Source organism: Paenirhodobacter sp. YD-8 (genome assembly GCF_056590935.1).
In genome coordinates this window covers 328,997-354,894 of the sequence record NZ_CM152649.1, presented here as the reverse complement: position 1 = coordinate 354,894, position 25,898 = coordinate 328,997, and the positions used below count along the sequence as shown (strand labels likewise).

Sequence of the window (25,898 nt, the reverse complement as noted above, 5' to 3'; positions counted from 1 at the left end):
CCGAATATTCATCTGCCTCAGGTCACCACGCGCAGCGTCAGGTTGAGGCGCCCGCCTTTCGGCAGAAGCATCGAGGTGCCCGCCGCGATCCGGTCGATGCCGTGATGGCGCAGCCGCGCCGCGCCGCCCATCACCAGCACATCGCCCGAGCGCAGCCACAGGCTTTGCGTCGCCCCGCCGCGGCTTTCATTGCCGATGCGGAAGAGCCCGTCGTCGCCGAGCGAGATCGACACCACAGGTTCGCCGAAATCGGCCTCGTCGCGATCCTGATGCAGGCCCATGCGTGCGCCCGCATCGTAGAAGTTGATCAGGCAGCATTCGGGCTGCCGCGCCGAACCCGAGACCGCGGCCCACACCGAAAGGACGCTGTCGGGGATCGCGGGCCAGGGCGTGCCCTGCGGATGGGTCTCGGCATAGCGGTAGCCGCGCCGGTCGCTGACCCAGCCGAAGCGCCCGGCCGCGCTCATCCGCACCGACATCGGCCGGCCCGAGGGGGTCACCGGCGTGACCATCGGCGCCGCGGCCACCACGGCACGCAGATCGGCAAGCATCTGCCGCTGCTCGGCCGGGGACAGCCAGCCCGGGTAATGCAGAAAGTCCCGGATTTCCTGCGCTTGCGGGCGTTCCGCCGCGTTCTTGTCAGATTCCGTCATTTGTTGCGATCTTCCCCCGGAACGGGTTCTTGCAGGGCCCCGGACCCCTCCTTATATACGCCCAGAAGCCCGGAGAGGACAGTTCCCGCACGGGCAGAGACTTGAACCCTGGGATAGGGGACGGGGGCCTGACGGGACCCGGCCCCGCCGTATCGCCGAAAGAAGAGGTATTGAAATGGCCAAAGTCATCGGGATCGACCTCGGCACCACGAACAGCTGCGTCGCCATCATGGACGGGGCTCAGCCGCGGGTGATCGAAAACTCCGAAGGCGCGCGCACCACGCCGTCGATCGTCGCCTTCACCGACAATGAACGCCTTGTCGGCCAGCCTGCCAAACGTCAGGCCGTCACCAACCCTACCAACACCGTCTTTGCCGTGAAGCGCCTGATCGGCCGCCGCGTCACCGACGCCGAAGTGCAGAAGGACAAGAAGCTCGTTCCCTTCTCGATCGTCGACGGCGGCAATGGCGACGCCTGGGTCGAGGTGAAGGGCGACAAGTATTCGCCCGCGCAGATCTCGGCCGTGATCCTGCAGAAGATGAAGGAAACCGCCGAAAGCTATCTCGGCGAGACCGTCACCCAGGCCGTCATCACCGTCCCCGCCTATTTCAACGACGCCCAGCGTCAGGCGACGAAGGACGCCGGCAAGATCGCCGGCCTCGAGGTGCTGCGCATCATCAACGAACCGACGGCCGCGGCGCTTGCCTATGGCCTCGACAAGAAGGACACCAAGACGATCGCGGTCTATGACCTCGGCGGCGGTACCTTCGACATCACCATCCTCGAGATCGACGACGGTCTGTTCGAGGTGAAATCGACGAACGGCGATACCTTCCTCGGTGGTGAAGACTTCGACATGCGGATCGTGAACTACCTCGCCGAGGAGTTCAAAAAGGAGCATGGCGTCGACCTGACCAAGGACAAGATGGCGCTGCAGCGTCTGAAGGAAGCGGCCGAAAAGGCGAAGATCGAGCTGTCGTCGAGCCAGCAGACCGAGATCAACCAGCCGTTCATCTCGATGGATGCCTCCTCGGGCACGCCGCTGCACATGGTGATGAAGCTGACCCGCTCGAAGCTCGAGCAGCTGGTCGCCGACCTGATCAAGGCCTCGCTCAAGCCCTGCGCCGCGGCGCTGAAGGATGCGGGCGTCTCGAAGGACGAGATCGACGAGGTCGTTCTGGTGGGCGGCATGACCCGCATGCCGAAGGTCGTCGAGGAAGTGACGAAGTTCTTCGGCAAGGAACCGCACAAGGGCGTGAACCCGGACGAGGTCGTGGCGCTTGGCGCGGCGATCCAGGCCGGCGTGCTGCAGGGGGACGTGAAGGACGTGGTCCTGCTCGACGTGACCCCGCTGTCGCTCGGCATCGAGACGCTGGGCGGTGTCTTCACCCGTCTGATCGACCGCAACACCACGATCCCGACGAAGAAGTCGCAGATCTTCTCGACCGCCGAGGACAACCAGTCGGCCGTGACCATCCGCGTCTTCCAGGGCGAGCGTGAAATGGCCGCGGACAACAAGCTGCTTGGCCAGTTCAACCTCGAGGACATCCCGCCGGCGCCGCGCGGCGTGCCGCAGATCGAGGTGACCTTCGACATCGACGCGAACGGCATCGTCTCGGTTTCGGCCAAGGACAAGGGCACCGGCAAGTCGCAGAACATCACGATCCAGGCCTCGGGCGGTCTGTCCGACGACGAGATCGAGAAGATGGTCAAGGACGCCGAAGCCAATGCCGAGGCCGACAAGCAGCGCAAGGAGCTGGTCGAAACCAAGAACCAGGGCGAAAGCCTGCTGCACTCGACCCGCAAGTCGCTGGAAGAGCATGGCGACAAGGTCGACGGCTCGACCGTCGAGGTGATCGAGCTGGCCTGCAACGCGCTGGAAGAAGCCCTCAAGTCGGAAGAGCCCGGCAAGATCAAGGGCGCGATCAGCAACCTGACCGATGCCGCGATGAAGCTGGGCGAGGCGATCTACAAGGCGCAGCAGTCGCAGGGCGGCGGCGATGCCGAGGCCGAGGACGAGGCCCGTGGCGGGTCGTCGGATGACGACGACATCGTCGATGCCGACTTCGAGGACATGGGCGAGAACAAGCGCAAGTAAGCGCCGGAACAGCGGAGCGGGCCCCATGGGGCCCGTTCCCGTTCCCCGAAGGGGGCTTCAATGGCAAAACGCGATTTCTACGAGGTGCTGGGCGTTGTCCGCACGGCCTCGTTCGAAGAGATCAAGAAGGCCTATCGCGGCAAGGCGAAGGAACTTCACCCCGATCGCAACAAGGACAACCCCGACGCCGAGGCGCAGTTCAAGGAAGTGAACGAAGCCTATGACGTGCTGAAGGACGCCGAGAAGAAGGCGGCCTATGACCGCTATGGCCATGCGGCCTTCGAGGGTGGCATGGGCGGCGGCCGCGGCGGCTATGGCGGCGGCCAGGGCGATTTCGCCTCGGCCTTCTCGGATGTGTTCGAGGACCTGTTCGGCGACTTCATGGGCGGGCGTGGAGGCCAGGGCGGGCGCTCGCGCGCCACCCGCGGCTCGGACCTGCGCTACAACATGCGGGTCACGCTGGAAGAGGCCTTCAAGGGCGCGCAGAAGACGATCACCGTGCCCGGCTCCTCGGCCTGCACCGCCTGCAACGGCACCGGTGCCGAGGGTGGCGCCGAGCCGCAGACCTGCCCGACCTGTTCGGGTCTGGGCAAGGTGCGAGCGCAGAACGGCTTCTTCACCGTCGAGCGGACCTGCCCCACCTGTGGCGGCCAGGGCCAGGTGGTGAAGAACCCCTGCCGCGTCTGCCATGGCGCCGGCCGGGTCGAGAAGGAGCGCACGCTTTCGGTCAACATCCCCGCGGGGGTGGAGACCGGCACCCGCATCCGGCTTGCCGGTGAGGGCGAGGCCGGGCTGCGTGGCGGACCGGCGGGCGATCTCTACATCTTCCTCGAGGTGCGCGAGCACGCGATCTTCCAGCGCGACGGCGTGCACCTGTTCTGCCGCGTGCCGGTCAGCATCACCTCGGCCGCCCTCGGCGGCGAGGTCGAGGTGCCGACGATCGACGGCGGCCGCTCGCGGGTGAAGATCCCGGCGGGCAGCCAGTCGGGCCGGCAGATGCGGTTGCGCGGCAAGGGGATGCCGGCGCTGCGCGGCGGTGCGGTCGGCGACATGGTGATCGAGCTCGCCGTCGAGACACCGGTGAACCTGACCACACGACAAAAGGAACTGTTGCGCGAATTCGAGAAGATCGAGGCCGAGAACAACCCCGAGGGGGCGTCGTTCTTCAAGAAGGTCAAGAGCTTCTGGGACAGCATGACGGGTTGAGAGGGGCGCCTTCGGGCGCCCTTTCCAGTTTTCGCCTTCAGGTTTCGTTAACCAGGCGCAGGCACACTTGCCGCATGACCCGCCCGGACCCCGCCTTTGATGACGCGACGCTGCCGCTTTTCGGCGATGCCGACGAGGCGGAGCCGGCCGCGCTGACGGGCGAGCGCCTGCCCTCCTACATCCGCGACCATCGCAAGCGGCTGCGCGCCCGCTTCACCGAGGGCGGCGCGGCGGCAATGCCGGATTACGAACTGCTGGAACTTCTCCTCTTCCGCGCCCTGCCCCGGCAGGACGTGAAGCCCCTCGCCCGCCGCCTGATCGACCGCTTTGGCGATTTCGGCCGGGTGGTCTCGGCCGCGCCCTTGCGACTGATGGAGGTCGAGGGCGTCGGCGAGGCGGTGGTGCAGGAGCTGAAGATCACCGAGGCCGCGGCACTGCGGCTCGCGCGCGCCAAGGTGATGCAGCGGCCGGTGCTGTCGTCCTGGGATGCGCTGCTCGACTACTGCCACACCGCGATGGCGCATCGCGAGACCGAGCAGTTCCGTGTGCTCTACCTCGACCGCCGCAACGTCCTGATCGCCGACGAGGAGCAGGCGCGCGGCACCGTCGACCATGTCCCGGTCTATCCGCGCGAGGTGATCCGCCGCGCGCTCGAGATCAACGCCTCGGCGCTGATCTTGGTGCACAACCACCCCTCGGGCGACCCGACGCCGTCAGAGGCCGACATCGCGATGACGGAGCAGATCCGGCAGGCCGGCGCGCTTCTGGGCCTCGTGCTGCACGACCATCTGGTGATCGGCAAGAGCCGCGAGGTCAGCTTTCGCGCCGCCGGCTATCTTTAGTTCGTGGCGACCGAGACCGGCAGGTCGGGCAGCGGCACGACCACATCGCCCATCAGATCGTCGCAGCCGGGCATGGCGACGGCGATCTCCTCGGGCGCCTCGGCCCGGCCGGCGATCACCCGCCGCATCCCCGCCCGCAGATCGGTGCCGCAGGTCACGTCACTCACTGGCGCCTCGAGGTCGAGCGCAAGGCCCGTGAGCCCCGCGGGCGCGGTATAGACCTGCAGATGCGGACCGTCCTCGGCCAGGCCATAGCTCAAGAGCCAGCCCGTTCCCGGCGCCTCGGGCATGCCCGGCGCCTCGGCCCGCACATGGCCGGCCCCGCCCCAGGAGGCGCCACGCTCGAAGGCGTTCAGCAGGAACGCGGGCGCGCCGGTCCAGCTCACCACCACCCGGTTCACCGCCTCGAGCCCCGACACCGTGACCGAGGCCGCGAGCGTCTGGCCCTCGGGCAGCTCGAGGGCATAGCCGGCCACGGGAGCCAGCGCCGGCACCAGCCCGCTCCAGTCGCCCGCAGCATCGAGCTGCACCGGGATCACCAGCCCCTCGTGCCGGATCGCGGCCGCCGCATCCGCCGCACAGGGCGCCGAGATGCTCAGCAGAACCGAAGCCCCCGCGGCGGGGGCAAGCTTCAGCGTCGGCGCGGCGCAGCGGGCAAAACCGGCCGGGGGCGCCTCGGCGAGCGGCAGCGGCCCGATTGCGGCATCCGCGGCCACGGTGCGCTGCGGCAGCGCCGGCAGCTCGGCCACCGCGCCCATGCGCACGCCCGTCACCTCGACCCCGGCAGGGGCATCGGCGATATTCGCGACGGCGGTCACATTGGTCAGGCCGGCGACATCAAGCCCTGCCGGCTGCGACGCCAGACCGAACTGCGAGGCGTTCTGCATCACATGGCCCATCATGCCCGCAAGCGTGACCATCATCGCCGCCGTCGTGATCTTGTGCAGGGCCTTCATCGCCGCCTCCGGAACTTCCACGAGTCGCAGGAGTAGTGGGCGAAACGGGCAAGGCCATGGCCCCGATGGGGCAATGTTTCCAAAATCAGGACGAAGAGGCGGCGTTGTTCACGCGCAGAAAATCAAATGCGATCAACTGGATATGAGAAGGGCGGCCGGTGTCGCCACCGCGCCGCCCCAAGGGTGCCGCAATTCGGTCAGACGATCCGGCCGTGGCAGTGCTTGAACTTCTCGCCCGAGCCGCAGGGGCACGGATCGTTGCGCGAGGGGTTGCCCCAGGTGGTCGGATCCGATTCGACGAAACCGGGCGCCGGCGTGCCGGGCTGCGGCGCCGCACCGGCCGGCAGGTCCGGCTCGGGCTCGATCTCAGGCGCGGCCATCTGCGGCATCTGCTGGGCCAGGATCGCGGCGCGCTCCTCGTCGGTCAGCGGGCGGATCTGCGCCAGCCGGCGGGTCACCTCGACGCGCAGCCCGTCGAGCATCGTCTCGAACAGATGGAACGCCTCGGTCTTGTATTCCGACAGCGGGTCGCGCTGCGCATAGCCGCGGAAGCCGACGACCGAGCGCAGGTGTTCGAGCGTCACCAGATGCTCGCGCCACTTGCCGTCGATCGTCTGCAACAGGATCTGCTTCTCGATCACCCGCATCGTCTCGTCGCCGAAGGCCTCGGCCTTCTGCGCCATGTAGGCGTCGGTTGCCGCCTCGAGCCGCTCGCTCACCACGTCCTGATCGACGCCTTCCTCGGCCGCCCATTCGGCGAAGGGCAGGTCCAGGTTCAGCTGGTCGATGACCGCGGCGCGCATGCCCTCGACATCCCACTGATCGGCATAGGATTTCGGCGGCATGTAGGTGTCGAGCAGATCGGCGACCACCTGCAGGCGCATGTCACGGGTGATTTCCGAGATGTCCTCGGCTTCCATGATCTCGCGGCGCTGGCTGAAGATCGCCTTGCGCTGGTCGTTCATCACGTCGTCGAATTTCAGCAGCTGCTTGCGGATGTCGAAGTTGCGGCCCTCGACCTTCGCCTGTGCGCGTTCGAGCGACTTGTTCACCCAGGGGTGGATGATCGCCTCGCCTTCCTTCATGCCAAGCTTCGACAGCACCGCATCGAGCTTGTCCGAGCCGAAGATCCGCATCAGGTCATCTTCGAGCGACAGGAAGAACAGCGAACGCCCCGGGTCGCCCTGACGGCCAGACCGGCCGCGCAGCTGGTTGTCGATGCGGCGGCTCTCGTGCCGCTCGGTGCCCAGAACGAAGAGGCCGCCGGCCTCGATCACCTTCTGCTTCTCCTCGGCGTGCTCGGCCTCGATGCGGCTGCGCAGCGCGTCGGGATTCGCCTCGGGGTGGGCGGCCAGCTCGTCATGCACCTTCATCTCGACGTTGCCGCCAAGCTGGATGTCGGTGCCGCGGCCGGCCATGTTGGTGGCGATGGTCACGGCGCCCAGACGGCCGGCATCGGCGACGATCTGCGCTTCCTGCGCGTGCTGGCGGGCGTTCAGGACGTTGTGCGGGATGCCATCCTTCTTCAGCATCTCGGACAGCATCTCGGATTTCTCGATCGAGGTGGTGCCGACCAGGATCGGCTGGCCCTTGGCATGGGCCTCCTTGATCGCCTCGATCACCGCGGCGTATTTCTCGGCGGCGGTGCGATAGACCCGGTCGTGTTCGTCCTTGCGGGCGACGGGGCGGTTCGTCGGCACCTCGACCACGCCGAGGCTGTAGATCTCGGCGAATTCCTCGGCCTCGGTGGCGGCGGTGCCGGTCATGCCGGCCAGCTTGTCGTAAAGGCGGAAGTAGTTCTGGAAGGTGACCGAGGCGAGGGTCACGTTCTCGGGCTGGATCGCCACGCCTTCCTTCGCCTCGATCGCCTGATGCAGACCGTCGGACAGGCGCCGGCCCTTCATCATGCGGCCGGTGAACTCGTCGATCAGCACGATCTCGCCGCCGGCGACGACATAGTTCTGATCCTTGTGGAACAGCTTGTGCGCGCGCAGGGCCTGGGTGATGTGGTGCACGATCGTCGTCGATTCCGGGTCGTAGAGCGATTGCCCCTCGGGCAGGATGCCGACCTCGTGCAGGCGGCGCTCCATGTATTCGTTGCCCTCTTCGGTGAAGGTCGCGTTGCGGGTCTTCTCGTCGACCGTGTAATGCGCCTCGGTCAGCTCGGGGATATACTTGTCGAGCGCGACATAGAGTTCCGAGCGGTCCTGCGACGGGCCCGAGATGATCAGCGGCGTGCGCGCCTCGTCGATCAGGATGCTGTCGACCTCGTCGACGATCGCGAAGAAATGATCGCGCTGCATCATTTCCTCGACCGATCCCTTCATGTTGTCACGCAGGTAATCGAAGCCGAGCTCGTTGTTCGTGGCATAGGTGACGTCGGCGGCGTAGGCGATGCGCTTCTCGTCGTCGGGCTGGAACGGATAGACGACACCCGTGGTCAGGCCAAGCGCGCCATAGACCTTGCTCATCCATTCGGCGTCGCGCCGCGCGAGGTAGTCGTTCACCGTGACGACATGCACGCCCTTGCCGGCCAGCGCGTTCAGATAGGCCGGGAAGGTCGCCATCAGCGTCTTGCCCTCGCCCGTCTTCATCTCGGCGATATTGCCCTGATGCAGGAAGATGCCGCCCATCAGCTGCACGTCGAAAGCCCGCAGGCCAAGGGCGCGGCGCGCGCCCTCGCGGCAGTTGGCAAAGGCTTCCGGCAGCAGCGAATCCAGGCTTTCGCCGCCCTCCTGCGCGCGCTTTTGCAGCTCGCGCGTCTTCTCGATGATCTCGGCGTCCGAGAGCTTCACGAAATCGGGTTCGAGCGCGTTGATCTTCGCCACCAGCGGGCGGACCGATTTCACCTTGCGGTCGTTCGGCGTCCCGAAGACCTTTTTCGCGAGTGTTCCGAGGCCCAGCATGTTTTCTCCGCGGGTTGGTCTGACCAAATCGTGTGCATTGCGGCCTTGCCGCCCCCCCGGCCGTTGCCTAGAACAGCGAACGAATACAGGGCGGAGCTGCCTTCACAGGTCCCTAGGCGATGTAAGGGGCGGCCGTCAGAGTGTCAACGCCGCGGGCTGCCGCGGCCCTTGCTGGAGTGGCCTTGATGGCGAAACTGACGAAACTTCTGGGCACCGCCGCGCTGGTGGCCTGTCTTGGCGGCGCGGCCCTGGCCGAGGACGCGAAACCGGCGCCCCGCACCGACCTCGGCGCCGATACCGTCGTCGCCACGGTGAACGGCAAGGACATCACGCTGGGCGAGATGGTGACCGTGCGCAACGGCCTGCCCGCCGAATACAAGCAGCTGCCCGATGACGTGCTGTTCAACGGCATCCTCGACCAGCTGGTCCAGCAGACCGCGCTGTCGCAGATCGGCGAGGGGATGATGACCCACCGCGACGAGATCGCGCTCGAGGTCGACCGCCGCGCCTATCTCGCCGGCGTCGTGCTCGACAGCACCGCGAAGAAGGCGGTGTCCGACGAGGCGCTGCAGAAGGCCTATGACGAGAAATACGCCAAGGCCGAGCCGACCAAGGAATATCACGCCGCCCATATCATCGTGCCGACCGAGGACGAGGCGAAGGCGATCAAGGCCGAGATCGACGGCGGCAAGGACTTTGCCGAGGAGGCCAAGGCCAAGTCGCAGGACGGCGCCGCGGCGAATGGCGGCGACCTTGGCTGGTTCGCGCTCGACAAGATGGTGCAGCCCTTCGCCGATGCCATCGCCGGGATGAAGGACGGCGATGTGGTCGGCCCGATCCAGACCGAATACGGCTGGCATGTGGTCAAGCTCTACGGCACCCGCATGGCCGAGGCGCCGAAGCTTGACGACGTGCGCGACCAGCTGACCGGCGATCTGCGTCAGAAGGCGGTCGAGGACCGCGTCAACGACACCATCGCCAAGGCGAAGGTCGAGAAGAAGACGGATGGCATCGACCCTGCCGTCCTGAAAGACGACAAGATCCTCGGCGAGTGAGCCGATTTCGGAGGGGGTGAGCCCATGGCGAAGAAGAAGGACCTCGAGGACAAGGTCGAAAAGCTGAAGTCCAAGGTGAAGAAGCTGAAGACCGAGCTGGCCGATGTGGCCGGCGACGCGGGCGCGGTGGCCGCGGCGGTTCTGGGCGAGATCCGCGAGGAGATCGTCGAGAAGGCCAAGGCAAAGGTAAAGACGGCCAACCCCGTCTCGCCGCTCGCCCCCGAGGCCTTCCCGGCGCTGCCGGTGATCGACGGCGTCGACTTCGCCGCCGCCGCCGCCGGTGTGCGCTATGCCGGGCGCACCGACGTGATGCTCGCCCGCATCGCGCCGGGCTCGGCGATCGCCGGGGTGTTCACCACCTCCTCCACCCGTGCGGCCTGCGTGCTCGATTGCCAGGCGAAACTGGCGGGCCCGGTGGACGAGACCGCGGGCGCCGCGATCATCGTCAACTCGGGCAATGCAAACGCCTTCACCGGCGCGCTTGGCCAAGCCTCGGTCGATGCGGTGACCGGCGCCGTCGCCGAAGCGCTCGGCGTGCCGGCGGCGCGCGTCTTCTCCTCCTCGACCGGGGTGATCGGCGAGCCGCTGCCGCATGACCGCATCGTCGCGGCGATCGACACGCTCAAGGCGGGCCTCAATGCCACCGGCATCGAGGCCGCGGCACGCGCGATCATGACCACCGACACCTTCCCGAAAGGCGCCACCGCCGAGATCGAGGGCGAGGGCGGCACGATCACGATCGCCGGCATCGCCAAGGGCTCGGGGATGATCGCGCCGAACATGGCGACGATGCTGGTCTACATCTTCACCGATGCGAAGATCTCGGCCGCGAATCTGCAGAAGATCCTGTCGCGCAACGTGGACGACACCTTCAACGCGATCACCGTCGACAGCGACACCTCGACCTCGGACGCGCTGATCCTCGCCGCCACCGGCCGTTCGGCCGCGGCCGAGATCGACGACCTGCGCTCGAAGACCGCGCATGCCTTCGAGGCGGCGCTGCGGGGCGTGATGCTCGATCTTGCGCAGCAGGTGGTGCGCGACGGCGAGGGCGCGACGAAGTTCGTCGAGGTCCGGGTCACCGGCGCCGAGACGCCCGAGGACGCGCACAAGGTCGCGATGTCGATCGCCAACTCGCCGCTGGTGAAGACCGCGCTTGCCGGCGAGGATGCGAACTGGGGCCGCGTGGTCGCCGCCGTCGGCAAGTCCGGCGCGAAGGCCGACCGCGACAAGCTGCGCATCGGCTTTGGCGACATGGTTCTGGCCGAGAACGGCTGGCGCGCGCCCGATTACGACGAAGCGGCGGCCTCGGCCTACATGAAGAACAAGGAGCTGGTGATCGCGGTCGATCTCGGCCTTGGCTCGGCGGCGAAGACGGTGTGGACCTGCGACCTGACGCATCGCTACATCGACATCAACGCGGATTACCGCTCTTGAGCGGCGGCTGCGGCCCCGAAGGCGCGCCGGCCCCGGTTTCCCCGGGGCGGGTGCTGCTTGTCTCCGCCGTCGCCCTGATCGACACCGACGGGCGCGTGCTTCTGGCACAGCGCCCGGCGGGCAAGTCGCTGGCCGGGCTGTGGGAATTCCCGGGCGGCAAGGTCGAACCCGGCGAGACGCCCGAGGCGGCCCTCATCCGCGAATTGCGCGAGGAGCTCGGCATCGATACCTGGCACAGCTGCCTGGCGCCGCTGACCTTCGCCTCGCACAGCTACGAGGGCTTTCATCTGCTGATGCCGCTCTTCGCCTGTCGCCGCTGGGAAGGCACGCCCATGCCGCGCGAGGGCCAGGTGCTGAAATGGGTGCGGGCGCAGAACCTGCGCGACTATCCGATGCCGCCGGCAGACGAGCCGCTGATCCCGATCCTGCGCGACTGGCTCTGACCGCTCCGGCCCCGCTTCACATTTTGCCCAAAACGCATCCAAAGACCGCGAAAAGCGGTCTTTTTTGTTTGCCAATTAACAATGTTCTGTGACAATGGGCCAGCATGAGAGATTTGGAGGATATCTGATGCTCCGCACCATCACGGTTGGAAGCTGCGTGTCCGTGCAGGGCACCTTCGAAATGCAACATGACGACGGCCGGGTCTCCGTCCGCGTCGACGGGCGTCTCTTTGTCGGGCGCCCTGTCACCCGCAAGGCCGACTGAGCGGCACTTGCCGCAGCCTGTGCCGCGCACACCACTCACGGAAACGAAGAAGGGGGCCCACCGGGCCCCCTTCGCATTTCGTGCGGCACCCTGCGATCACAGGCTGCGCTCGACCTCTTCGCGTTCGAAGATTTCGATGACATCGCCGGGGCGGACATCGTCGTAATTCTCGAAGGCCATGCCGCATTCCTGGCCGGAGATGACTTCCTTCACCTCGTCCTTGAAGCGCTTGAGCGTCTTCAGCGTGCCCTCGTGGATCACCACGTTGTCGCGCAGCAGGCGCACGCCCGCCGAGCGGCGTGCCACGCCCTCGGTGACGAGGCAGCCTGCGACCTTGCCGACGCCGGAGACCTTGAAGACCTCCTTGATCGTGGCATAGCCGATGAAGTTCTCGCGAACCTCGTTCTTCAGCAGGCCCGAGGCCGCCGCCTTGATGTCGTCGACCAGGTCATAGATGATCGAGTAATAGCGGATCTCGACGCCCTTCTGGTTCGCCGCGGCACGGGCCGGGGCGTTCGCACGGACGTTGAAGCCGATGACCGGCGCCTGGCTCGCCTCGGCAAGGCCGATGTCGCTTTCGGTGATCGCGCCGACGCCGGAGTGGATGACGCGCACCCGCACCTCGTCGTTGCCGATCTTCTCGAGCGCCTGGACGATCGCCTCGGCAGAGCCCTGCACGTCGGCCTTCACCACCACCGACAGCTCGGCCACGTTCTCGTCGGCCTTGGCCTTCGCCATCAGCTGTTCGAGCGTGGTCGCGGCCCCGGCGGCGGCGCGCTTGTCCTTGGCGGCCTTGATCCGGTAATCGGCGATCTCGCGGGCCTGCGCCTCGGTCTCGACGACGTTCAGGACGTCGCCCGCCTCGGGCGTGCCGTTGATGCCAAGCACCTCGACCGGAACCGACGGACCGGCCTCGTCGACGCGGTCACCCTTGTCGTTGATGAGCGCGCGGACCTTGCCCCACTGCTCGCCGACGACGAAGATGTCGCCCTTCTTCAGCGTGCCGTTCTGCACCAGGACGGTTGCGACCGGACCGCGGCCCACATCGAGCTTCGCCTCGATCACCGCACCCTGCGCCGCCCGGTTCGGGTTGGCGCGGAGTTCGAGGATCTCGGCCTGCAGCGCGATCGCCTCGAGCAGCGTATCAAGCCCCTTGCGGGTCTTGGCCGACACCTCGACGGTCTGCACGTCGCCGCCCATCTCCTCGACGACAACCTCGTGCTGCAGCAGATCGGTGCGCACCTTCTGCGGGTTGGCAGAGGGCTTGTCGATCTTGTTGATCGCCACGATCATCGGCACCTTCGCAGCCTTGGCGTGGTTGATCGCCTCGATCGTCTGCGGCATCACCGCGTCATCCGCGGCGACGACCAGCACGACGATGTCGGTCACCTGCGCGCCACGGGCCCGCATCGAGGTGAAGGCCGCGTGGCCGGGAGTGTCGAGGAAGGTCAGCACCGCCCCCGATTCCGTCGTCACCTGATAGGCGCCGATGTGCTGCGTGATGCCGCCGGCTTCGCCCGACACGACGTTGGTCGAGCGGATCGCATCGAGCAGCGAGGTCTTGCCGTGGTCGACGTGGCCCATGATCGTGATGATCGGCGGGCGCGGCTGCCGGTCCTCGTCCTTGTCCTCGACGGTGTCGATCACCTGCTCGACGTCCGCGTCCGAGACGCGCACGGCGTGGTGGCCGAATTCCTCGATCACCAGCTCCGCGGTGTCGGCGTCGATGGTTTGGTTGACGGTGACCATCATCCCCATCTTCATCAGCACCTTGACGACATCCGCGGCGCGTTCGGCCATGCGGTTCGCCAGTTCGGAGACGACGATGGTCTCGGGCAGCTGCACGTCACGGGCCTGCTTCTCGGCCTTGTGGCCCATGCCCATGGCCTTCTGCCGCGCCTTCTCCTGCTTGCGCTTCATCGCCGCAAGAGAGCGCTGACGCCCGCCTTCGCCTTCCATCTCGCTCAGGCTGAGCTTGCCGGCGCGACGACCGTCGCCGCCCTTGCCCTTGCCGCGGCTGTCGCGGTCGGCCACGGTCGAGCGATCGTCACGGTCGCGGTCGGTCTTGCGCGGGCCGGTGGCCGAAACGCCCTTGGTCGCGGCGCGCGCGGCCGCAGCCTCGGCCGCGGCCGGGTCGGCCGGGGTCTCGGGCTTCGGCGCGGGCTTCGCCCGGACCTCTTCCTTCTTCTTCTCGCGCAGCTCCGCCTCGCGGGCCTTGCGTTCCTCTTCCTCGGCCTTCAGGCGCAGCGCCTCTTCGCGCTCGCGTTCCTCGCGCTCCTTGGCCTCGATCTCGGCACGCCGGCGCTCGCGCTCTTCCTCGCGGGCCTTTTCCTCGGCCTGACGCTGCGCGGCTTCCTCGACCTCACGGGCCTTGGCGGCCCGCAAGGCGGCGAGACGGCGTTCCATCTCGGCGTCGGAGATCCCGGCCGGGCGGCGCGACGGATCGCCCAGGTGCGCCTTGCCGGTCCCCTTCACGGGGGCTGCGGCTGCGGGTTTCGGCACCACCACCTTCTTGCGCTTGGTCTCGACCACGACATTCTTCGTGCGCCCGTGGCTGAAGCTCTGCTTCACCGAACCGGGTCGCGCGCCGCCACCAAGGCCGAGGGGTTTTTTGCCGTCCGTATCGCTCATGCCGTCTTACTATCCTTCATGGCGGTCTTGCCGCCGTCCTGCCTGCGCAACCCCGCAAGCCTTGCCGCTTCTCTAATCACACGAGGGGTGAGTCCGCCAGCCGCAAGCGCGCCGTGTATCGCATGATCGCGGCCGAAAGCCAAACCCAATTCCGAGGAGGTCAGGCAGCCAAACCAGCGCCCGCCCTCCGGTGTCCAGAGCTTGCCCTTGCCGCGCTCCGATCCATCGGAGGCTTGCAGGAGGACTTTCGCCTTGCCGTCGGCAAGCCAGCCCTTGACCTTCTCGAATCCGACGACAGCGCCGCCGGCCTTCCTCGCCAGAGAAATAAGCTCAACCACGCGATGCGCAAGCCCTTCCTCGACCATGTCGGCAAGGTTTTCAGGCACCCGCACCTGCGCCCTGGCCGCGCGGGCGAACAATCCCTTCGCCGCGGCCTTCTCGATGACCTCCCGATCGGAGGTCACCCAGATCCCCCGGCCCGGCAGCTTTTCCGCCAGGTCCGGGAAGATCGTGCCATCGGGGCCGACGACGAAACGCACAAGCCCCGGCTTGGGCTGCACGTCACCCGTGACGATGCAGCGCCGTTCCGGCAGCTCGTTTTCCTTTTCCCGGCCCCCGCGGCTCATCTTACTCCTCGACCTCCTCTTCCGACTCCTCGGGCTCTTCGGCGAGCTCCGACGGGTCGACCCAGCCAAGCTGGATGCGTGCGGTCATGATCATGCTCTGCGCGTCCTCGAGGCTCACGCCGAACTTCTCGAGAATGCCCTCGTCCTTGACGCGGGTGCCGTTCACCGTGGTCCAGCCACCGGCAAGTTCCCAGTCGGCGCAGGTGGCGAAGTCCTCCAGCGTCTTGACGTCGTCCTTGGCCAGCGCCTCGATCATCTGCGGCGTCAGCCCGTCGAAGTCAAACAGCGACTGCTCGACACCCAGAGCCTTGGCGGCCTCGATGGCCTTGCGGTTCTGTTCCTCGATGTAGTCGCGGGCGCGCGCCTGCAGCTCCTCGGCGGTGCCTTCGTCCACACCCTCGATCGACAGCAGCTCATCGAGATCGACATAGGCCACTTCCTCGAGGTTGGTGAAGCCCTCGGCCACCAGCAGCTGGGCGAAGAACTCGTCCAGATCCAGCGCATCGACGAAGAGCTTGGTGCGCTCGGCGAACTCGGCCTGACGACGCTGCGATTCCTCGGCCTCGGTCAGGATGTCGATATCCAGCCCGGTCAGCTGCGAGGCAAGGCGCACGTTCTGGCCGCGACGGCCGATGGCGAGCGACAGCTGCTCGTCGGGCACCACGACCTCGATCTTGCCGGCGTCCTCGTCGACGACCACCTTCGACACTTCGGCCGGCTGCAGCGCGTTCACCAGGAACGTCGCCTGATCCTCGTTCCACGGGATGATGTCGATCTTCTCGCCCTGCAGCTCGCCCACCACGGCCTGCACGCGCGAGCCGCGCATGCCGACGCAGGCGCCGACCGGGTCGATCGAGTTGTCATGGCTGAGCACGGCGATCTTGGCGCGCGAGCCCGGGTCGCGGGCGACGGCCTTGATCTCGATGATGCCGTCATAGATTTCCGGCACTTCCATCTTGAACAGTTCCGCCATGAACTGCGGATCGGTGCGGCTGAGGAAGATCTGCGGCCCGCGGGTCTCGCGGCGCACATCCTTCACATAGGCGCGGATGCGGTCGTTCGGGCGATAGCTCTCGCGGCCGATCTTCTCGTTGCGGCGCAGGATCGCCTCGCCACGGCCGACATCGACGATGATGTTGCCGTATTCCTCGCGCTTGACCACGCCGTTTATGATCGTGCCCTTGCGCTCCTTGAACTCGTCGAACTGACGATCGCGCTCGGCCTCGCGCACGCGCTGCAAGATCACCTGCTTGGCCGATTGCGCCGCGATGCGGCCCAGATCGACCGGCGGCACCTCGTCGATGATCTCGTCGCCGATCTCGGGATCGCGCTTGTACTGCTTCGCCTGGGCGACGGTCAGCTGCGCCTGATAGTTCTCGACCTCTTCATCGGCCACGACCGTGCGCACGCGGGTGAAGGTGGCGCGCCCCGTCTTGCGGTCGATGTGGACGCGGATGTCCATCTCGCTGCCGTAGCGCGACTTTGCCGCCCGCGCGAGGCTGTCCTCCATCGCCTGGATCACCAGATCCGGGTCGATCATCTTCTCGCGCGCGACGGCTTCGGCCGTCTGCAGCAGTTCGAGCTGGTTGGCAGAGGTGATTGCCATCTCTCAGATCTCCTCGTCGGGGGAATTCGTGTCGTCTTCTTCTTCGATCTCGTCGAACTTCGTCTCGTCGAGCGTGCCGTCGGCCTTCTTCTGCCGCAGCATCTCCTCGATCAGCTCGTCGGTCAGCACCAGCTTCGCGTCCGACAGCCAGTCGAACTGCAGCCCGATGGTGACCATCTCGCCCTTCTCCTCGATCTCGACCAGCACCTCGTCGCCCTCGGTGCCACGCAGGATGCCCTTGAAGCGCTTGCGCCCGTCGATCTGCTCGAAGGTCTCAAGACGCGCCTCGTAGCCCTCCCAGACATCGAAGTCCTTCAGCCGGGTCAGCGGCCGGTCGATGCCGGGCGAGGAGACCTCGAGCGTGTATTGGTCCTCGATCGGGTCCTCGACGTCGAGCACGGCCGAGACCGCGGTCGAGATTGCGGCGCAATCGTCAACGACGATGCCGCCCTCGGGCCGGTCCGCCATGATCTGCAGCAGCGGGTGGCGCCCGCCCTGCAGCCGCAGACGGACAAGCTCGAAGCCCAGCCCCTCGATCACGGGGGAAACGATCTCGGCAAGACGCCGGTCGATCGCGGTCTTGGCGATCAGGTCGGTCATGTTCCGATCCTCTGAATAACAAAAAACGGGCCGAAGCGGCCCGTCACACTTCTCCGGTGGGCGTCAGGTTTGGACCCCGGCGCGCCGCTGTTGAGAAGCCATATAGGGCAAACGCCCCGAGTCTGCAAGCGTTTCACACCGGGCGCCCCGCGCGGGTGCGCAACAGCGAGGTGACGACGCCGGTGGCGAGGATCGCGACGGTGATACCAAGCGACCAGACCGGCGGGAATTTCTCCCATCCCCTCAGGTCGGCCACGAACATCTTCGAGCCGATGAAGACCAGCAGGATCGCCAGCGCATATTTGAGATAGGCGAAGCGGTGCAGGATCGCCGACAGCGCAAAATAGAGCGCGCGCAGGCCGAGCACCGCGAAGATGTTCGAGGTGTAGACCACGAAGGGATCGGTGGTGATGGTGAACACCGCCGGCACCGAGTCGACCGCGAAGATGATATCGGCGAACTCGATCATCAGCAGCGCAAGGAGCAGCGGCGTGGCGTGGCGCGCGATCCGCCCCGTCCGGTCCGGTTGCTTCACGGTGAAGGCGTGCCCCTCGATCCGGTCGGTGACCGGCAGCACCCGGCGCAGCAGCTTCAGCAGCGGGTTGTTCGACAGGTCCGGGTGCGCCTCCTCGCGGGTGAACAGCATCTTGACGCCGGTCAGCACCAGGAAGACGGCAAAAAGATACAGAACCCAATGATATTGCGCGACGATCGCCGCACCGAAGCCGATCATCAGCCCGCGCAGCACGATCACGCCGAGGATGCCCCAGAACAGGACCCTGTGCTGGTATTTGCGCGGAATGCGGAAGAAGCCGAAGATCAGCGCGATGACGAAGATGTTGTCGAGCGCGAGCGTCTTCTCGACGACGAAGGCGGTCACGTAATCAGCCGTCGCCTCCGCCCCCTTGAGAAACCAGACGAAGCCCGCGAAGGACAGGCCAAGCGTGATGTAAAGCGCCGACATCCGCAGGCTTTCGGCGACGCCGATCTCGTGATCGGTGCGGTTCAGAACGCCCAGATCCAGCACCAGAAGCGCCAGAACCAGAGCGACGAAGACGAGCCACATCCAGACCGGAGTGCCCAGGAACGCAAAGAGAAGGAATTCCACCATGACCTCGTGTTGCAACGCGCCGAGGTCGACCGTGCCACCGGGCCGACATCGAGCGCACTCGATGCGGTCCGACATCGCGTCTCACAGGAAACGCCAGAGGGGCCCGGCCCGCCGGGAGCAGATGGGAAGCGGCCCCGGGCTTTCAAGAGGTCGTGATCGGATTTCCCTCAGCGCATCCGGTCCATCGCCGCGACCAGCGCCGAGGCGATGCCGGGCTCGCTCAGCGCGTGGCCGGCGGCGGGCACCATGCGCAGCTCGGCCCGATCCCAGCCCTGCGCCAGCCGCCAGGCCGAGACCGGCGGGCAGATCATGTCCATCCGCCCCTGCACGATCATCGCCGGAATGTGCGCGATGCGGCTGCGGTCGCGCAGGATCTGGCCATCCTCCTCGAGGAAGGCGCCATGGGTGAAATAATGGTTCTCGAGGCGGGCGAAGGCGCGGGCGTAATCGGCCGGGGCCTCGCCCGGGAACCCGTCGTAATCCACCGAGGCAAGGGCATTTTCCCACATCGCCCAGTGCCGGCCGAAGCGTGCCTCCTCGGCGTAATCGCCCGAGAAGAGGCGCTTGTGATAGGCCGCGATCAGGTCGCCGCGCTCGTCCTCCGGGATCGGCCGGGTGAAACGCTCCCACAGGTCGGGGAAGAACTGCCCCGCGCCGCCGCCATAGAACCAGTCGAGCTCGCTGCGCATGGCGAGGAACACCCCGCGCAGCACCAGCGCGTCGACCCGCTCGGGATGGGTTTCGGCATAAAGCAGCGACAGCGTCGCCCCCCAGCTGCCGCCGAAGACGATCCAGCTGCGCAGCCCGAGGGCAAGGCGGATCTTCTCCATGTCGGCGACCAGATCCCAGCTGGTGTTCTTCGCCACCGAGGCATGCGGGCGCGACAGACCGCAGCCGCGCTGGTCGAACAGAATCACCCGGTAATGCGCCGGATCGAAGAACCGCCGCATCGCCGGGCTGCACCCGCCCCCCGGCCCGCCGTGACACACCACCACCGGGCGCCCCTGCGGATGGCCCGATTGCTCGACATAGATCCGGTGGCCATCGCCCACGTCGAGCATGCGCTGGTCGAAGGGCTCGACCGGCGGGTAGAGAAAGGCGCCGGCTGCGCGTTTTTGCCCTGCGTTTCTATCCATGATCCGACTATATAACGGCTCAGCTCCGCCCGCCACGGGGGAGGCGCAAGGAATGACGGAGGACGGCATGGAAGCTGCGACGCAGACGATCGACCCGGCAGAAGTGGCCAAATTCGAGGCAATGGCCGCCGAATGGTGGGATCCGAACGGCAAGTTCAAGCCGCTGCACATGCTCAACCCCTGCCGGCTCGACTATCTGGTGACGCAGATCGCCGCGCAGTTCGGCCGCGACCTGAAGGCGCCGCGCCCGTTTGACGGGTTGCGGCTGCTCGACATCGGCTGCGGCGGCGGGCTGCTGAGCGAGCCGATGGCGCGGCTTGGCGCGACCGTGGTCGGCGCCGATGCCGCCGGCGGCAATATCCCGGTGGCGAAACTGCATGCCGAGCAGTCGGGGCTGACGATCGACTATCGCCACTGCGCGGCCGAGGACCTGGCCGCGGCGGGCGAGCGCTTCGACGTGGTGCTGGCGATGGAGATCATCGAGCATGTCGCCGATCCGCAGGGCTTCGTGAACACCTGCGCCGAGCTGCTGGCGCCCGGCGGGCTGATGTTTTGCTCGACAATGAACCGCAATCCGAAAAGCTACATGATGGCGATCATCGGTGCCGAACGGGTGATGCGCTGGCTGCCGGTGGGCACGCATGACTGGTCGAAATTCGTGACGCCCGACGAGCTTTACGCGCTGATCCGCGGCGCGGGGCTCGATCCGGTCGACCGCAAGGGGATGGTGTTCAACCCGCTGTCCTGGCGCTGGTCGCTGTCGGACCGCGATCTGAGCGTGAACTATGTCACCGCAAGCGTGAAGCGCTGAACCGGGGCGCTGCCCCGGACCCCGGGATATTTGAGGCAATTGGAAGCGGGAAAGCGGCCTGCGCCCTCCGGGGGCGCGAAAGGCCCGTGGCTGGCCGTCACTTCGCCTTCGGACGGAACGCCGCGATCTTCGCGGGATCGGTCTCGAGGAAGGCGGCGCCGATCAGATCAAGGCAATAGGGCACGGCGGCGAAGACCGCATTCAGACAGGTGGCGATCGCCGAGGGCTTGCCCGGAAGGGTGATGATCAGCGACTTGCCGGCGATGCCCGCCGACTGGCGCGACAGGATCGCCGTCGGCACTTCGAGCAGCGAGGCGCGGCGCATTTCCTCGCCAAAGCCAGCGAGTTCCTTCTCGATCACCTGCACGACACCCTCGGGCGTCTCGTCGCGCGGCGCCGGGCCGGTGCCGCCGGTGACAAGGATCAGGTCCGCCTCTTCCCCGACAAGCATGCGCAGCGTGTCGGCCACGCTCTCGCGCCCGTCGGGGATGATGTGGCGGGTGATGGCGAGGGGGGTGGTGACCACCTCCCGCAGCCAGGCCTCGCAGCCCGGGCCGCCCTTGTCCTCATACTCGCCGCGCGAGGCGCGATCGGAGACAGTGACGATGGCGGCGCGGGGCTGCGAGAGGCTCATTTCTTCGCCACGCGCGCGTTGCGGGTCGCGATCAGCTTCAGCCGCAGCGCGTTCAGGTGGATGAAGCCCGCCGCGTCGCGCTGGTCATAGGCGCCCGCGTCTTCCTCGAAGGTCACGTGCTTCTCGGAATAGAGCGAGTAGTCCGACCAGCGCGCCACGGTCCGCGCCGAGCCCTTGTAGAGCTTCAGCTTCACGGTGCCGGTGACGTATTCCTGGGTCTTGTCGATCAGCGCCTGCAGCGCCTCGCGCTCGGGCGAGAACCAGAAGCCGTTGTAGATCAGCTCGGCATAGCGCGGCATGATCGAGTCCTTGAGGTGGCCCGCGCCGCTGTCCAGGGTGATCTGCTCGATGCCGCGGTGGGCCTCCAGCAGGATGGTGCCGCCGGGGGTTTCGTAGACGCCGCGCGACTTCATGCCGACGAAGCGGTTTTCCACGAAGTCGAGCAGGCCGATGCCGTGCTTGCCGCCGAGCTCGTTGAGCTTGGTCAGGATCGTCGCGGGCGACATCTTCTCGCCGTTGATCGCAACCGCATCGCCCTTCTCGAAGGTCACCTCGATGAATTCGGGCTCGTTCGGGGCCTGTTCGACCGGCACGATGCGCTGCGCGACATAGTCGGGCGCCTCTTCGGCCGGGTTTTCCAGCACGGTGCCTTCCGACGAGGTGTGCAGCAGGTTCGCGTCGACCGAGAACGGCGCCTCGCCGCGCTTGTTCTTCGCGATCGGGATCTGGTTCTGTTCGGCGAATTCCAGAAGCTTGGTGCGCGAGGTCAGATCCCACAGCCGCCAGGGCGCGATCGTCTTGATCGAGGGATCGAGCGCCGCGACGCCCAGTTCGAACCGGACCTGGTCGTTGCCCTTGCCGGTCGCGCCATGCGCCACCGCATCGGCGCCGGTGCGCTGCGCGATCTCGACCAGATGTTTCGAGATCAGCGGCCGCGCGATCGAGGTGCCGAGCAGGTAAAGCCCTTCGTACTGCGCATTCGCCCGGAACATCGGGAAGACGAAGTCGCGCACGAATTCCTCGCGCAGGTCGAGAATGTTGATGTTTTCTTCCTTGATGCCCAGCATCAGCGCCTTCTGCCGCGCGGGCTCCAGCTCTTCGCCCTGGCCGAGGTCGGCGGTGAAGGTCACCACCTCGCAGCCGTATTCGGTCTGCAGCCATTTCAGGATGATCGAGGTATCGAGGCCGCCCGAATAGGCGAGGACGACTTTCTTGGGCGCGGACATGGAGAGCCTCCGGATATGGTTTTGGCGCGGGATAGTGCGTTTTGCCCTGCATCTCAAGGCCTGCAAGCATGCAGGGGGGCGCGGAATTGTTCCCGACACAAAGGGAATCGGCTTGCCTGCCCGAAGTTTGCGCGCCACAGCTGGCGCCATGACCCAGTTCGCCCTTTCCGCCCTCGCCGCCACCCGCGCCCTGCGTGCGCTGTTCGAGCCGACCCCGCTGCAGCGCAACGACTTCCTGTCGAAGCGCCATGGCGCCGAGATCTGGCTCAAGCGCGAGGATCTGACGCCGGTGCGCAGCTACAAGCTGCGCGGCGCCTTCACCGCGATGCGCAAGCTGCGCGAGCACGACCCCGAGGCGCGCCATTTCGTCTGTGCCTCGGCCGGCAACCATGCCCAGGGCATGGCCTTCGCCTGCCGTCACTTCGGGGTGAAGGGGACGATCTTCATGCCGGTGACGACGCCGCAGCAGAAGATCGACAAGACCCGCACCTTCGGTGGCGACGCGGTCGAGATCGTTCTGACGGGCGACTACTTCGACCAGACGCTGGCCGCCTCCAAGGCCTATTGCACCGATGTGCAGGCGCATTTCCTGGCCCCCTTCGACGATACGGACGTGATCGAGGGCCAGGCCTCGGTCGGCGTTGAGATCCTCGACCAGCTTGGCCGGGCGCCCGATCTGGTGGTGCTGCCGGTGGGCGGCGGCGGGCTGGCGGCCGGGGTCACGGGCTATCTGCGGGCGACCGCGCCCGGCACCGATTTCCGCTTCGTCGAGCCCGCGGGCGGCGCCAGCCTGACCGCGGCCATCGCGGCGGGCGAGCCGGTGACGCTGAAACAGGTGAACAGCTTCGTCGACGGCGCCGCGGTGGCGCGGATCGGCGCGCTGCCCTTCGCCGCACTCGACTGGGTCGCGCCCGAACAGATCCTGCGCGCGCCCGAGGACCGGATCTGCGTCACCATGCTCGAGATGCTGAACGTCGAGGGGATCGTCCTTGAGCCCGCCGGTGCGCTTGCCGTCGACGCCCTGCCCGAGCTCGGCCCCGAGATCCGCGGCAAGACCGTGGTCTGCGTCACCTCGGGCGGCAATTTCGACTTCGAGCGCCTGCCCGAGGTGAAGGAGCGCGCGCAGCGATTCTCGGGGTTGAAGAAGTATTTCATCCTGCGCATGCCGCAGCGCCCCGGCGCGCTGAAGGAATTCCTGCAGATGCTGGGCCCGGACGACGACATCGCCCGCTTCGAGTATCTGAAGAAATCGGCGCGCAACTTCGGCTCGGTGCTGATCGGGATCGAGACGAAACAGGCCGGGGCCTTTGCCGCGCTGACCGATCAGCTCGATGCGGCGGGCTTCACCTATCGCGACATCACCGATGACGAGGCGCTGGCCGAATTCCTGATCTGAGCCTCGGGGCGGGACAGGAATTCCGCCGCGCGGGCCATGAAGGCCTGCTTCGAGCGGGCATAGCTTTCGCGCACCGCGCCGATCTCGACGCTGCCCCCCCGCCCCGCGGCACATTGCCTTTCGCCGTCCTGACACAGCGCACCGAATTCGCGGAAACCGAGGTTCCACGCCGAGCCCTTGAGAAAATGCAGCTCGTCCTCGAGCTGCCCCGGGGCCTCGCCAAGCCGGGCGAGCGTGGTCTCGACCTCGTCGAGGAACAGATCGACCACCTCGGCGAATTCCTCGGCGCCAACCTCCTCCCGCAACTCCGTCACCCGCTCCCAGTCAATCATCGCGCGCGCCTCCTCGGCATGTCTCCTGATGCGCAAGCTAGGCGGCAATGCTTGCGGAAGGCTTAACCAGATCGATTCACCTGATCTTAAGCCCGTCGCCGGACACTCCGAGCGATGCAGATGGCCCTTGCCGAGAGTTCGAGTCAGACGATGCTGCCCCAGCGCAGGTCCGCGCAAGACGCGGCCACCTTCCGCACGACCCGACGCGTCCTGGTTGTCGACGACAGCCGGATGCAGCGGCGCATCCTCTCGGCGCAGCTCACCCGCGCCGGCTATGAGGTGATCGAGGCGGGCTCTGCCGAGGAAGCCCTCGAGATCTGCACCGAGATCGAGCCTGACATCGTGCTGTCCGACTGGATGATGACCGGCATGACCGGCATCGAATTCTGTCGCCGCTTCCGCCAGATGGACCGCGCGAGCTATGGCTATTTCGTTCTTCTGACCTCGAAGAACGACAAGAACGACGTCAGTTACGGGCTGGAGAGCGGTGCCGACGACTATCTGTCGAAGCCGGTGAACGGCACCGAGCTGCGCGCCCGCCTTGCCGCGGGCGAGCGGATCCTGACGATGGAGCGCGAGCTGCAGGAGAAGAACCGCATGCTCTCCTCCACCCTGCGCGAGCTGCAGGGGCTTTATGATTCGGTCGACCGCGACCTGACCGAGGCCTGCAAGCTGCAGCAGAGCCTGGTGAAGGAACGCTATCGTTCCTTCGGTTCGGCACAGGTGTCGTTGATGCTGCATCCCTCGGGTCATGTCGGCGGCGATCTGGTCGGTTTCTTCCCGATCAACGCGCGCCGCGTCGGCCTCTACGGGATCGACGTCTCGGGCCACGGCATCACCTCGGCGCTGATGACGGCGCGGCTGTCGGGCTATCTGTCGGGCTCCTCGCCAGACCAGAACATCGCCCTGATCCAGACCGAATACGGCATCTACGACGCCCGCGACCCGGCCGAGCTGGCGGCCTTCCTGAACGCGCTCGTGCTGCAGGAGATGTCGACTGACAGCTATTTCACCCTGATCTATGCCGATGTCGACCTGATCTCGGGCCGGGTGGCGCTGGTGCAGGCGGGCCACCCCTACCCGGCGGTGCAGCGCAAGGGCGGCGAGATCGAGTTTCTCGGCACCGGCGGCATGCCGATCGGCCTGATCGACGATGCGCAATACGAGACCATCACCACCCAGCTCAACCCCGGCGACCGGCTGCTTCTGGCCTCCGACGGCATCACCGAGGCCTCGAGCCAGCACGGCATGCTGCTGGCCGAGGAGGGGCTCGCGCGGATCATGCGCAGCTGCAGCGGCCTGCGCGGCCCCGCCTTCCTCGATGCCTTCTACTGGGATCTCGAGAAATTCACCGGCGGGCAGCTGAGCGATGACGTCTCGGCGATCCTGTTCGAGTTCGACGGCTCCAAGCAGAACGCCGACTAGACCTCGCCCCCGCGCAGCACCTGCGCCAGGAAATGCCGGTCGCCCTCGCTGGCAAGCAGGTCGATCGCCTCCTCGGGCGCGGTCCAGACCGCGCTGTGGCCCGGCTCGCTCGGCGGACCGCGGCGCAGCACCGGGCGGGCGAGGAATACGGTGCAGATCTTCTCGGCCCAGCGGTCGTATTCGGGCATGTAGGCGAAGCGGCGATAGGCACCAAGCCGCCGCGCCGCGCCGATCGACCAGCCGGTTTCCTCGAATACCTCGCGGTGCAGCGCCTGCAACGCGCCCTCGCCCGGGTCGATGCCGCCGCCCGGCAGCTGGAACTCGGGGTGTGGCCGCGACTGATGGGTGATCAGCACCTGGCCCGCGCGCATCAGCACCGCATAGGCCCCCGGCCGCGGCCGATAGGCCTGCCCCCGCACGATCGCCTCTCCAAACCGCCGCATCCTGCCCTCCTGTGCTGCGCCCCCTTGGTCGAAAGGTTGCCGCGCCTATATAGGCAGGGT

At 66.8% G+C, this 25,898-nt stretch carries 23 protein-coding genes; 10 read left to right on the top strand and 13 right to left on the bottom strand.

Annotated elements, in window-relative coordinates; all coding sequences use genetic code 11:
- Nucleotides 1-17: 17 nt before the first annotated feature.
- Nucleotides 18-653, bottom strand: coding sequence for an alpha-ketoglutarate-dependent dioxygenase AlkB family protein (locus tag AC0QTQ_RS01735; RefSeq protein WP_121530625.1), 636 nt, complete (start codon nt 651-653; stop codon nt 18-20).
- Nucleotides 654-828: 175 nt separating this feature from the next.
- Between AC0QTQ_RS01735 and dnaK the strand changes: the two genes are divergently transcribed.
- The 3 genes from dnaK (at nt 829) to radC (ending at nt 4,799) form a co-directional block, all read left to right on the top strand.
- A complete protein-coding gene (gene dnaK / locus AC0QTQ_RS01730) occupies nt 829-2,751 on the top strand; it encodes a molecular chaperone DnaK (protein WP_480257993.1) in 1,923 nt (640 codons plus the stop codon).
- Between the two features lie 60 nt (nt 2,752-2,811).
- Nucleotides 2,812-3,957 (top strand): molecular chaperone DnaJ, encoded by a 1,146-nt coding sequence (gene dnaJ, locus AC0QTQ_RS01725; RefSeq protein WP_121530629.1) that lies wholly within the window; start codon nt 2,812-2,814, stop codon nt 3,955-3,957.
- 74 nt (nt 3,958-4,031) lie between these two features.
- The gene (radC, locus tag AC0QTQ_RS01720; protein ID WP_480257992.1) at nt 4,032-4,799 is read left to right on the top strand and encodes a RadC family protein; all 768 of its coding nucleotides are present in this window, start codon (nt 4,032-4,034) and stop codon (nt 4,797-4,799) included.
- Here the strand turns inward: radC and AC0QTQ_RS01715 are convergent.
- Both AC0QTQ_RS01715 and secA read right to left on the bottom strand, forming a co-directional pair.
- Nucleotides 4,796-5,755 (bottom strand): hypothetical protein, encoded by a 960-nt coding sequence (locus AC0QTQ_RS01715; RefSeq protein WP_480257991.1) that lies wholly within the window; start codon nt 5,753-5,755, stop codon nt 4,796-4,798. The two genes, radC and AC0QTQ_RS01715, sit on opposite strands and share 4 nt — an antisense overlap.
- A gap of 197 nt (nt 5,756-5,952) precedes the next feature.
- Nucleotides 5,953-8,661 carry a preprotein translocase subunit SecA gene (gene secA / locus AC0QTQ_RS01710; RefSeq protein ID WP_480257990.1) on the bottom strand — a complete coding sequence of 903 codons (2,709 nt, stop codon included), beginning with the start codon at nt 8,659-8,661 and terminating at the stop codon, nt 5,953-5,955.
- Between the two features lie 185 nt (nt 8,662-8,846).
- Here secA and AC0QTQ_RS01705 point away from each other — a divergent pair, with 185 nt between their 5' ends.
- The 4 genes from AC0QTQ_RS01705 (at nt 8,847) to AC0QTQ_RS01690 (ending at nt 11,861) form a co-directional block, all read left to right on the top strand.
- Nucleotides 8,847-9,716, top strand: coding sequence for a peptidylprolyl isomerase (locus AC0QTQ_RS01705; protein ID WP_480257989.1), 870 nt, complete (start codon nt 8,847-8,849; stop codon nt 9,714-9,716).
- 24 nt (nt 9,717-9,740) lie between these two features.
- The gene (argJ, locus tag AC0QTQ_RS01700; RefSeq protein WP_480257988.1) at nt 9,741-11,153 is read left to right on the top strand and encodes a bifunctional glutamate N-acetyltransferase/amino-acid acetyltransferase ArgJ; all 1,413 of its coding nucleotides are present in this window, start codon (nt 9,741-9,743) and stop codon (nt 11,151-11,153) included.
- Nucleotides 11,154-11,203: 50 nt separating this feature from the next.
- Nucleotides 11,204-11,596, top strand: coding sequence for an 8-oxo-dGTP diphosphatase MutT (mutT, locus tag AC0QTQ_RS01695; protein ID WP_240664615.1), 393 nt, complete (start codon nt 11,204-11,206; stop codon nt 11,594-11,596).
- 127 nt (nt 11,597-11,723) lie between these two features.
- Complete coding sequence (locus AC0QTQ_RS01690) at nt 11,724-11,861, top strand: hypothetical protein (protein ID WP_183077433.1); 138 nt, start codon at nt 11,724-11,726, stop codon at nt 11,859-11,861.
- A gap of 96 nt (nt 11,862-11,957) precedes the next feature.
- Here AC0QTQ_RS01690 and infB read toward each other — a convergent pair whose 3' ends face one another.
- From infB to pip, 6 genes are all read right to left on the bottom strand, one after another.
- On the bottom strand, nt 11,958-14,492 hold the full coding sequence (gene infB / locus AC0QTQ_RS01685; protein ID WP_480257987.1) for a translation initiation factor IF-2: 2,535 nt from the start codon (nt 14,490-14,492) through the stop codon (nt 11,958-11,960).
- Nucleotides 14,489-15,118, bottom strand: a complete 630-nt coding sequence (locus tag AC0QTQ_RS01680; RefSeq protein WP_480257986.1) for an RNA-binding protein — start codon at nt 15,116-15,118, stop codon at nt 14,489-14,491. The genes infB and AC0QTQ_RS01680 overlap by 4 nt, the downstream gene beginning before the upstream one ends.
- 1 nt (nt 15,119) lies before the next feature.
- A complete protein-coding gene (gene nusA / locus AC0QTQ_RS01675; RefSeq protein WP_480257985.1) occupies nt 15,120-16,724 on the bottom strand; it encodes a transcription termination factor NusA in 1,605 nt (534 codons plus the stop codon).
- A 3-nt stretch (nt 16,725-16,727) separates the two neighbouring features.
- The gene (gene rimP, locus AC0QTQ_RS01670; RefSeq protein ID WP_121530648.1) at nt 16,728-17,324 is read right to left on the bottom strand and encodes a ribosome maturation factor RimP; all 597 of its coding nucleotides are present in this window, start codon (nt 17,322-17,324) and stop codon (nt 16,728-16,730) included.
- A gap of 133 nt (nt 17,325-17,457) precedes the next feature.
- Nucleotides 17,458-18,435: a TerC family protein gene (locus tag AC0QTQ_RS01665; RefSeq protein WP_480257984.1), complete on the bottom strand. Its 978-nt coding sequence runs from the start codon at nt 18,433-18,435 to the stop codon at nt 17,458-17,460.
- A gap of 167 nt (nt 18,436-18,602) precedes the next feature.
- Nucleotides 18,603-19,571 carry a prolyl aminopeptidase gene (pip, locus tag AC0QTQ_RS01660; protein ID WP_480257983.1) on the bottom strand — a complete coding sequence of 323 codons (969 nt, stop codon included), beginning with the start codon at nt 19,569-19,571 and terminating at the stop codon, nt 18,603-18,605.
- Nucleotides 19,572-19,638: 67 nt separating this feature from the next.
- On the opposite strand from pip, the gene ubiG reads away from it, so the two are divergent.
- Entirely contained in the window at nt 19,639-20,382 is a 744-nt protein-coding gene (gene ubiG, locus AC0QTQ_RS01655; RefSeq protein ID WP_480257982.1) for a bifunctional 2-polyprenyl-6-hydroxyphenol methylase/3-demethylubiquinol 3-O-methyltransferase UbiG, read from the top strand.
- 97 nt (nt 20,383-20,479) lie between these two features.
- Here ubiG and mog read toward each other — a convergent pair whose 3' ends face one another.
- Both mog and AC0QTQ_RS01645 read right to left on the bottom strand, forming a co-directional pair.
- Nucleotides 20,480-21,016, bottom strand: a complete 537-nt coding sequence (gene mog / locus AC0QTQ_RS01650; RefSeq protein WP_480257981.1) for a molybdopterin adenylyltransferase — start codon at nt 21,014-21,016, stop codon at nt 20,480-20,482.
- Entirely contained in the window at nt 21,013-22,242 is a 1,230-nt protein-coding gene (locus AC0QTQ_RS01645; protein ID WP_121530656.1) for an argininosuccinate synthase, read from the bottom strand. Before AC0QTQ_RS01645 ends, mog begins: the two co-directional genes overlap by 4 nt.
- Nucleotides 22,243-22,390: 148 nt before the next feature.
- Here AC0QTQ_RS01645 and ilvA point away from each other — a divergent pair, with 148 nt between their 5' ends.
- Nucleotides 22,391-23,638, top strand: coding sequence for a threonine ammonia-lyase IlvA (gene ilvA, locus AC0QTQ_RS01640; RefSeq protein WP_480257980.1), 1,248 nt, complete (start codon nt 22,391-22,393; stop codon nt 23,636-23,638).
- On the opposite strand, the gene AC0QTQ_RS01635 is transcribed toward ilvA, so the two are convergent.
- A complete protein-coding gene (locus tag AC0QTQ_RS01635) occupies nt 23,590-23,970 on the bottom strand; it encodes an Hpt domain-containing protein (protein ID WP_121530660.1) in 381 nt (126 codons plus the stop codon). The two genes, ilvA and AC0QTQ_RS01635, sit on opposite strands and share 49 nt — an antisense overlap.
- Nucleotides 23,971-24,201: 231 nt before the next feature.
- Between AC0QTQ_RS01635 and AC0QTQ_RS01630 the strand changes: the two genes are divergently transcribed.
- Nucleotides 24,202-25,395, top strand: coding sequence for a PP2C family protein-serine/threonine phosphatase (locus AC0QTQ_RS01630; RefSeq protein WP_480257979.1), 1,194 nt, complete (start codon nt 24,202-24,204; stop codon nt 25,393-25,395).
- On the opposite strand, the gene AC0QTQ_RS01625 is transcribed toward AC0QTQ_RS01630, so the two are convergent.
- Entirely contained in the window at nt 25,392-25,838 is a 447-nt protein-coding gene (locus AC0QTQ_RS01625; RefSeq protein WP_480257978.1) for an NUDIX hydrolase, read from the bottom strand. The two genes, AC0QTQ_RS01630 and AC0QTQ_RS01625, sit on opposite strands and share 4 nt — an antisense overlap.
- Between the last annotated feature and the right edge of the window lie 60 nt (nt 25,839-25,898).

What these genes read in the sequence shown, in the direction of transcription:
- AC0QTQ_RS01735 (WP_121530625.1), bottom strand. Translation starts at nt 653, where the DNA reads ATGACGGAATCTGACAAGAACGCGGCGGAACGCCCGCAAGCGCAGGAA.
- dnaK (WP_480257993.1), top strand. Translation starts at nt 829, where the DNA reads ATGGCCAAAGTCATCGGGATCGACCTCGGCACCACGAACAGCTGCGTC.
- dnaJ (WP_121530629.1), top strand. Translation starts at nt 2,812, where the DNA reads ATGGCAAAACGCGATTTCTACGAGGTGCTGGGCGTTGTCCGCACGGCC.
- radC (WP_480257992.1), top strand. Translation starts at nt 4,032, where the DNA reads ATGACCCGCCCGGACCCCGCCTTTGATGACGCGACGCTGCCGCTTTTC.
- AC0QTQ_RS01715 (WP_480257991.1), bottom strand. Translation starts at nt 5,755, where the DNA reads ATGAAGGCCCTGCACAAGATCACGACGGCGGCGATGATGGTCACGCTT.
- secA (WP_480257990.1), bottom strand. Translation starts at nt 8,661, where the DNA reads ATGCTGGGCCTCGGAACACTCGCGAAAAAGGTCTTCGGGACGCCGAAC.
- AC0QTQ_RS01705 (WP_480257989.1), top strand. Translation starts at nt 8,847, where the DNA reads ATGGCGAAACTGACGAAACTTCTGGGCACCGCCGCGCTGGTGGCCTGT.
- argJ (WP_480257988.1), top strand. Translation starts at nt 9,741, where the DNA reads ATGGCGAAGAAGAAGGACCTCGAGGACAAGGTCGAAAAGCTGAAGTCC.
- AC0QTQ_RS01690 (WP_183077433.1), top strand. Translation starts at nt 11,724, where the DNA reads ATGCTCCGCACCATCACGGTTGGAAGCTGCGTGTCCGTGCAGGGCACC.
- infB (WP_480257987.1), bottom strand. Translation starts at nt 14,492, where the DNA reads ATGAGCGATACGGACGGCAAAAAACCCCTCGGCCTTGGTGGCGGCGCG.
- AC0QTQ_RS01680 (WP_480257986.1), bottom strand. Translation starts at nt 15,118, where the DNA reads ATGAGCCGCGGGGGCCGGGAAAAGGAAAACGAGCTGCCGGAACGGCGC.
- nusA (WP_480257985.1), bottom strand. Translation starts at nt 16,724, where the DNA reads ATGGCAATCACCTCTGCCAACCAGCTCGAACTGCTGCAGACGGCCGAA.
- rimP (WP_121530648.1), bottom strand. Translation starts at nt 17,324, where the DNA reads ATGACCGACCTGATCGCCAAGACCGCGATCGACCGGCGTCTTGCCGAG.
- AC0QTQ_RS01665 (WP_480257984.1), bottom strand. Translation starts at nt 18,435, where the DNA reads ATGGTGGAATTCCTTCTCTTTGCGTTCCTGGGCACTCCGGTCTGGATG.
- pip (WP_480257983.1), bottom strand. Translation starts at nt 19,571, where the DNA reads ATGGATAGAAACGCAGGGCAAAAACGCGCAGCCGGCGCCTTTCTCTAC.
- ubiG (WP_480257982.1), top strand. Translation starts at nt 19,639, where the DNA reads ATGGAAGCTGCGACGCAGACGATCGACCCGGCAGAAGTGGCCAAATTC.
- mog (WP_480257981.1), bottom strand. Translation starts at nt 21,016, where the DNA reads ATGAGCCTCTCGCAGCCCCGCGCCGCCATCGTCACTGTCTCCGATCGC.
- AC0QTQ_RS01645 (WP_121530656.1), bottom strand. Translation starts at nt 22,242, where the DNA reads ATGTCCGCGCCCAAGAAAGTCGTCCTCGCCTATTCGGGCGGCCTCGAT.
- ilvA (WP_480257980.1), top strand. Translation starts at nt 22,391, where the DNA reads ATGACCCAGTTCGCCCTTTCCGCCCTCGCCGCCACCCGCGCCCTGCGT.
- AC0QTQ_RS01635 (WP_121530660.1), bottom strand. Translation starts at nt 23,970, where the DNA reads ATGATTGACTGGGAGCGGGTGACGGAGTTGCGGGAGGAGGTTGGCGCC.
- AC0QTQ_RS01630 (WP_480257979.1), top strand. Translation starts at nt 24,202, where the DNA reads ATGCAGCGGCGCATCCTCTCGGCGCAGCTCACCCGCGCCGGCTATGAG.
- AC0QTQ_RS01625 (WP_480257978.1), bottom strand. Translation starts at nt 25,838, where the DNA reads ATGCGGCGGTTTGGAGAGGCGATCGTGCGGGGGCAGGCCTATCGGCCG.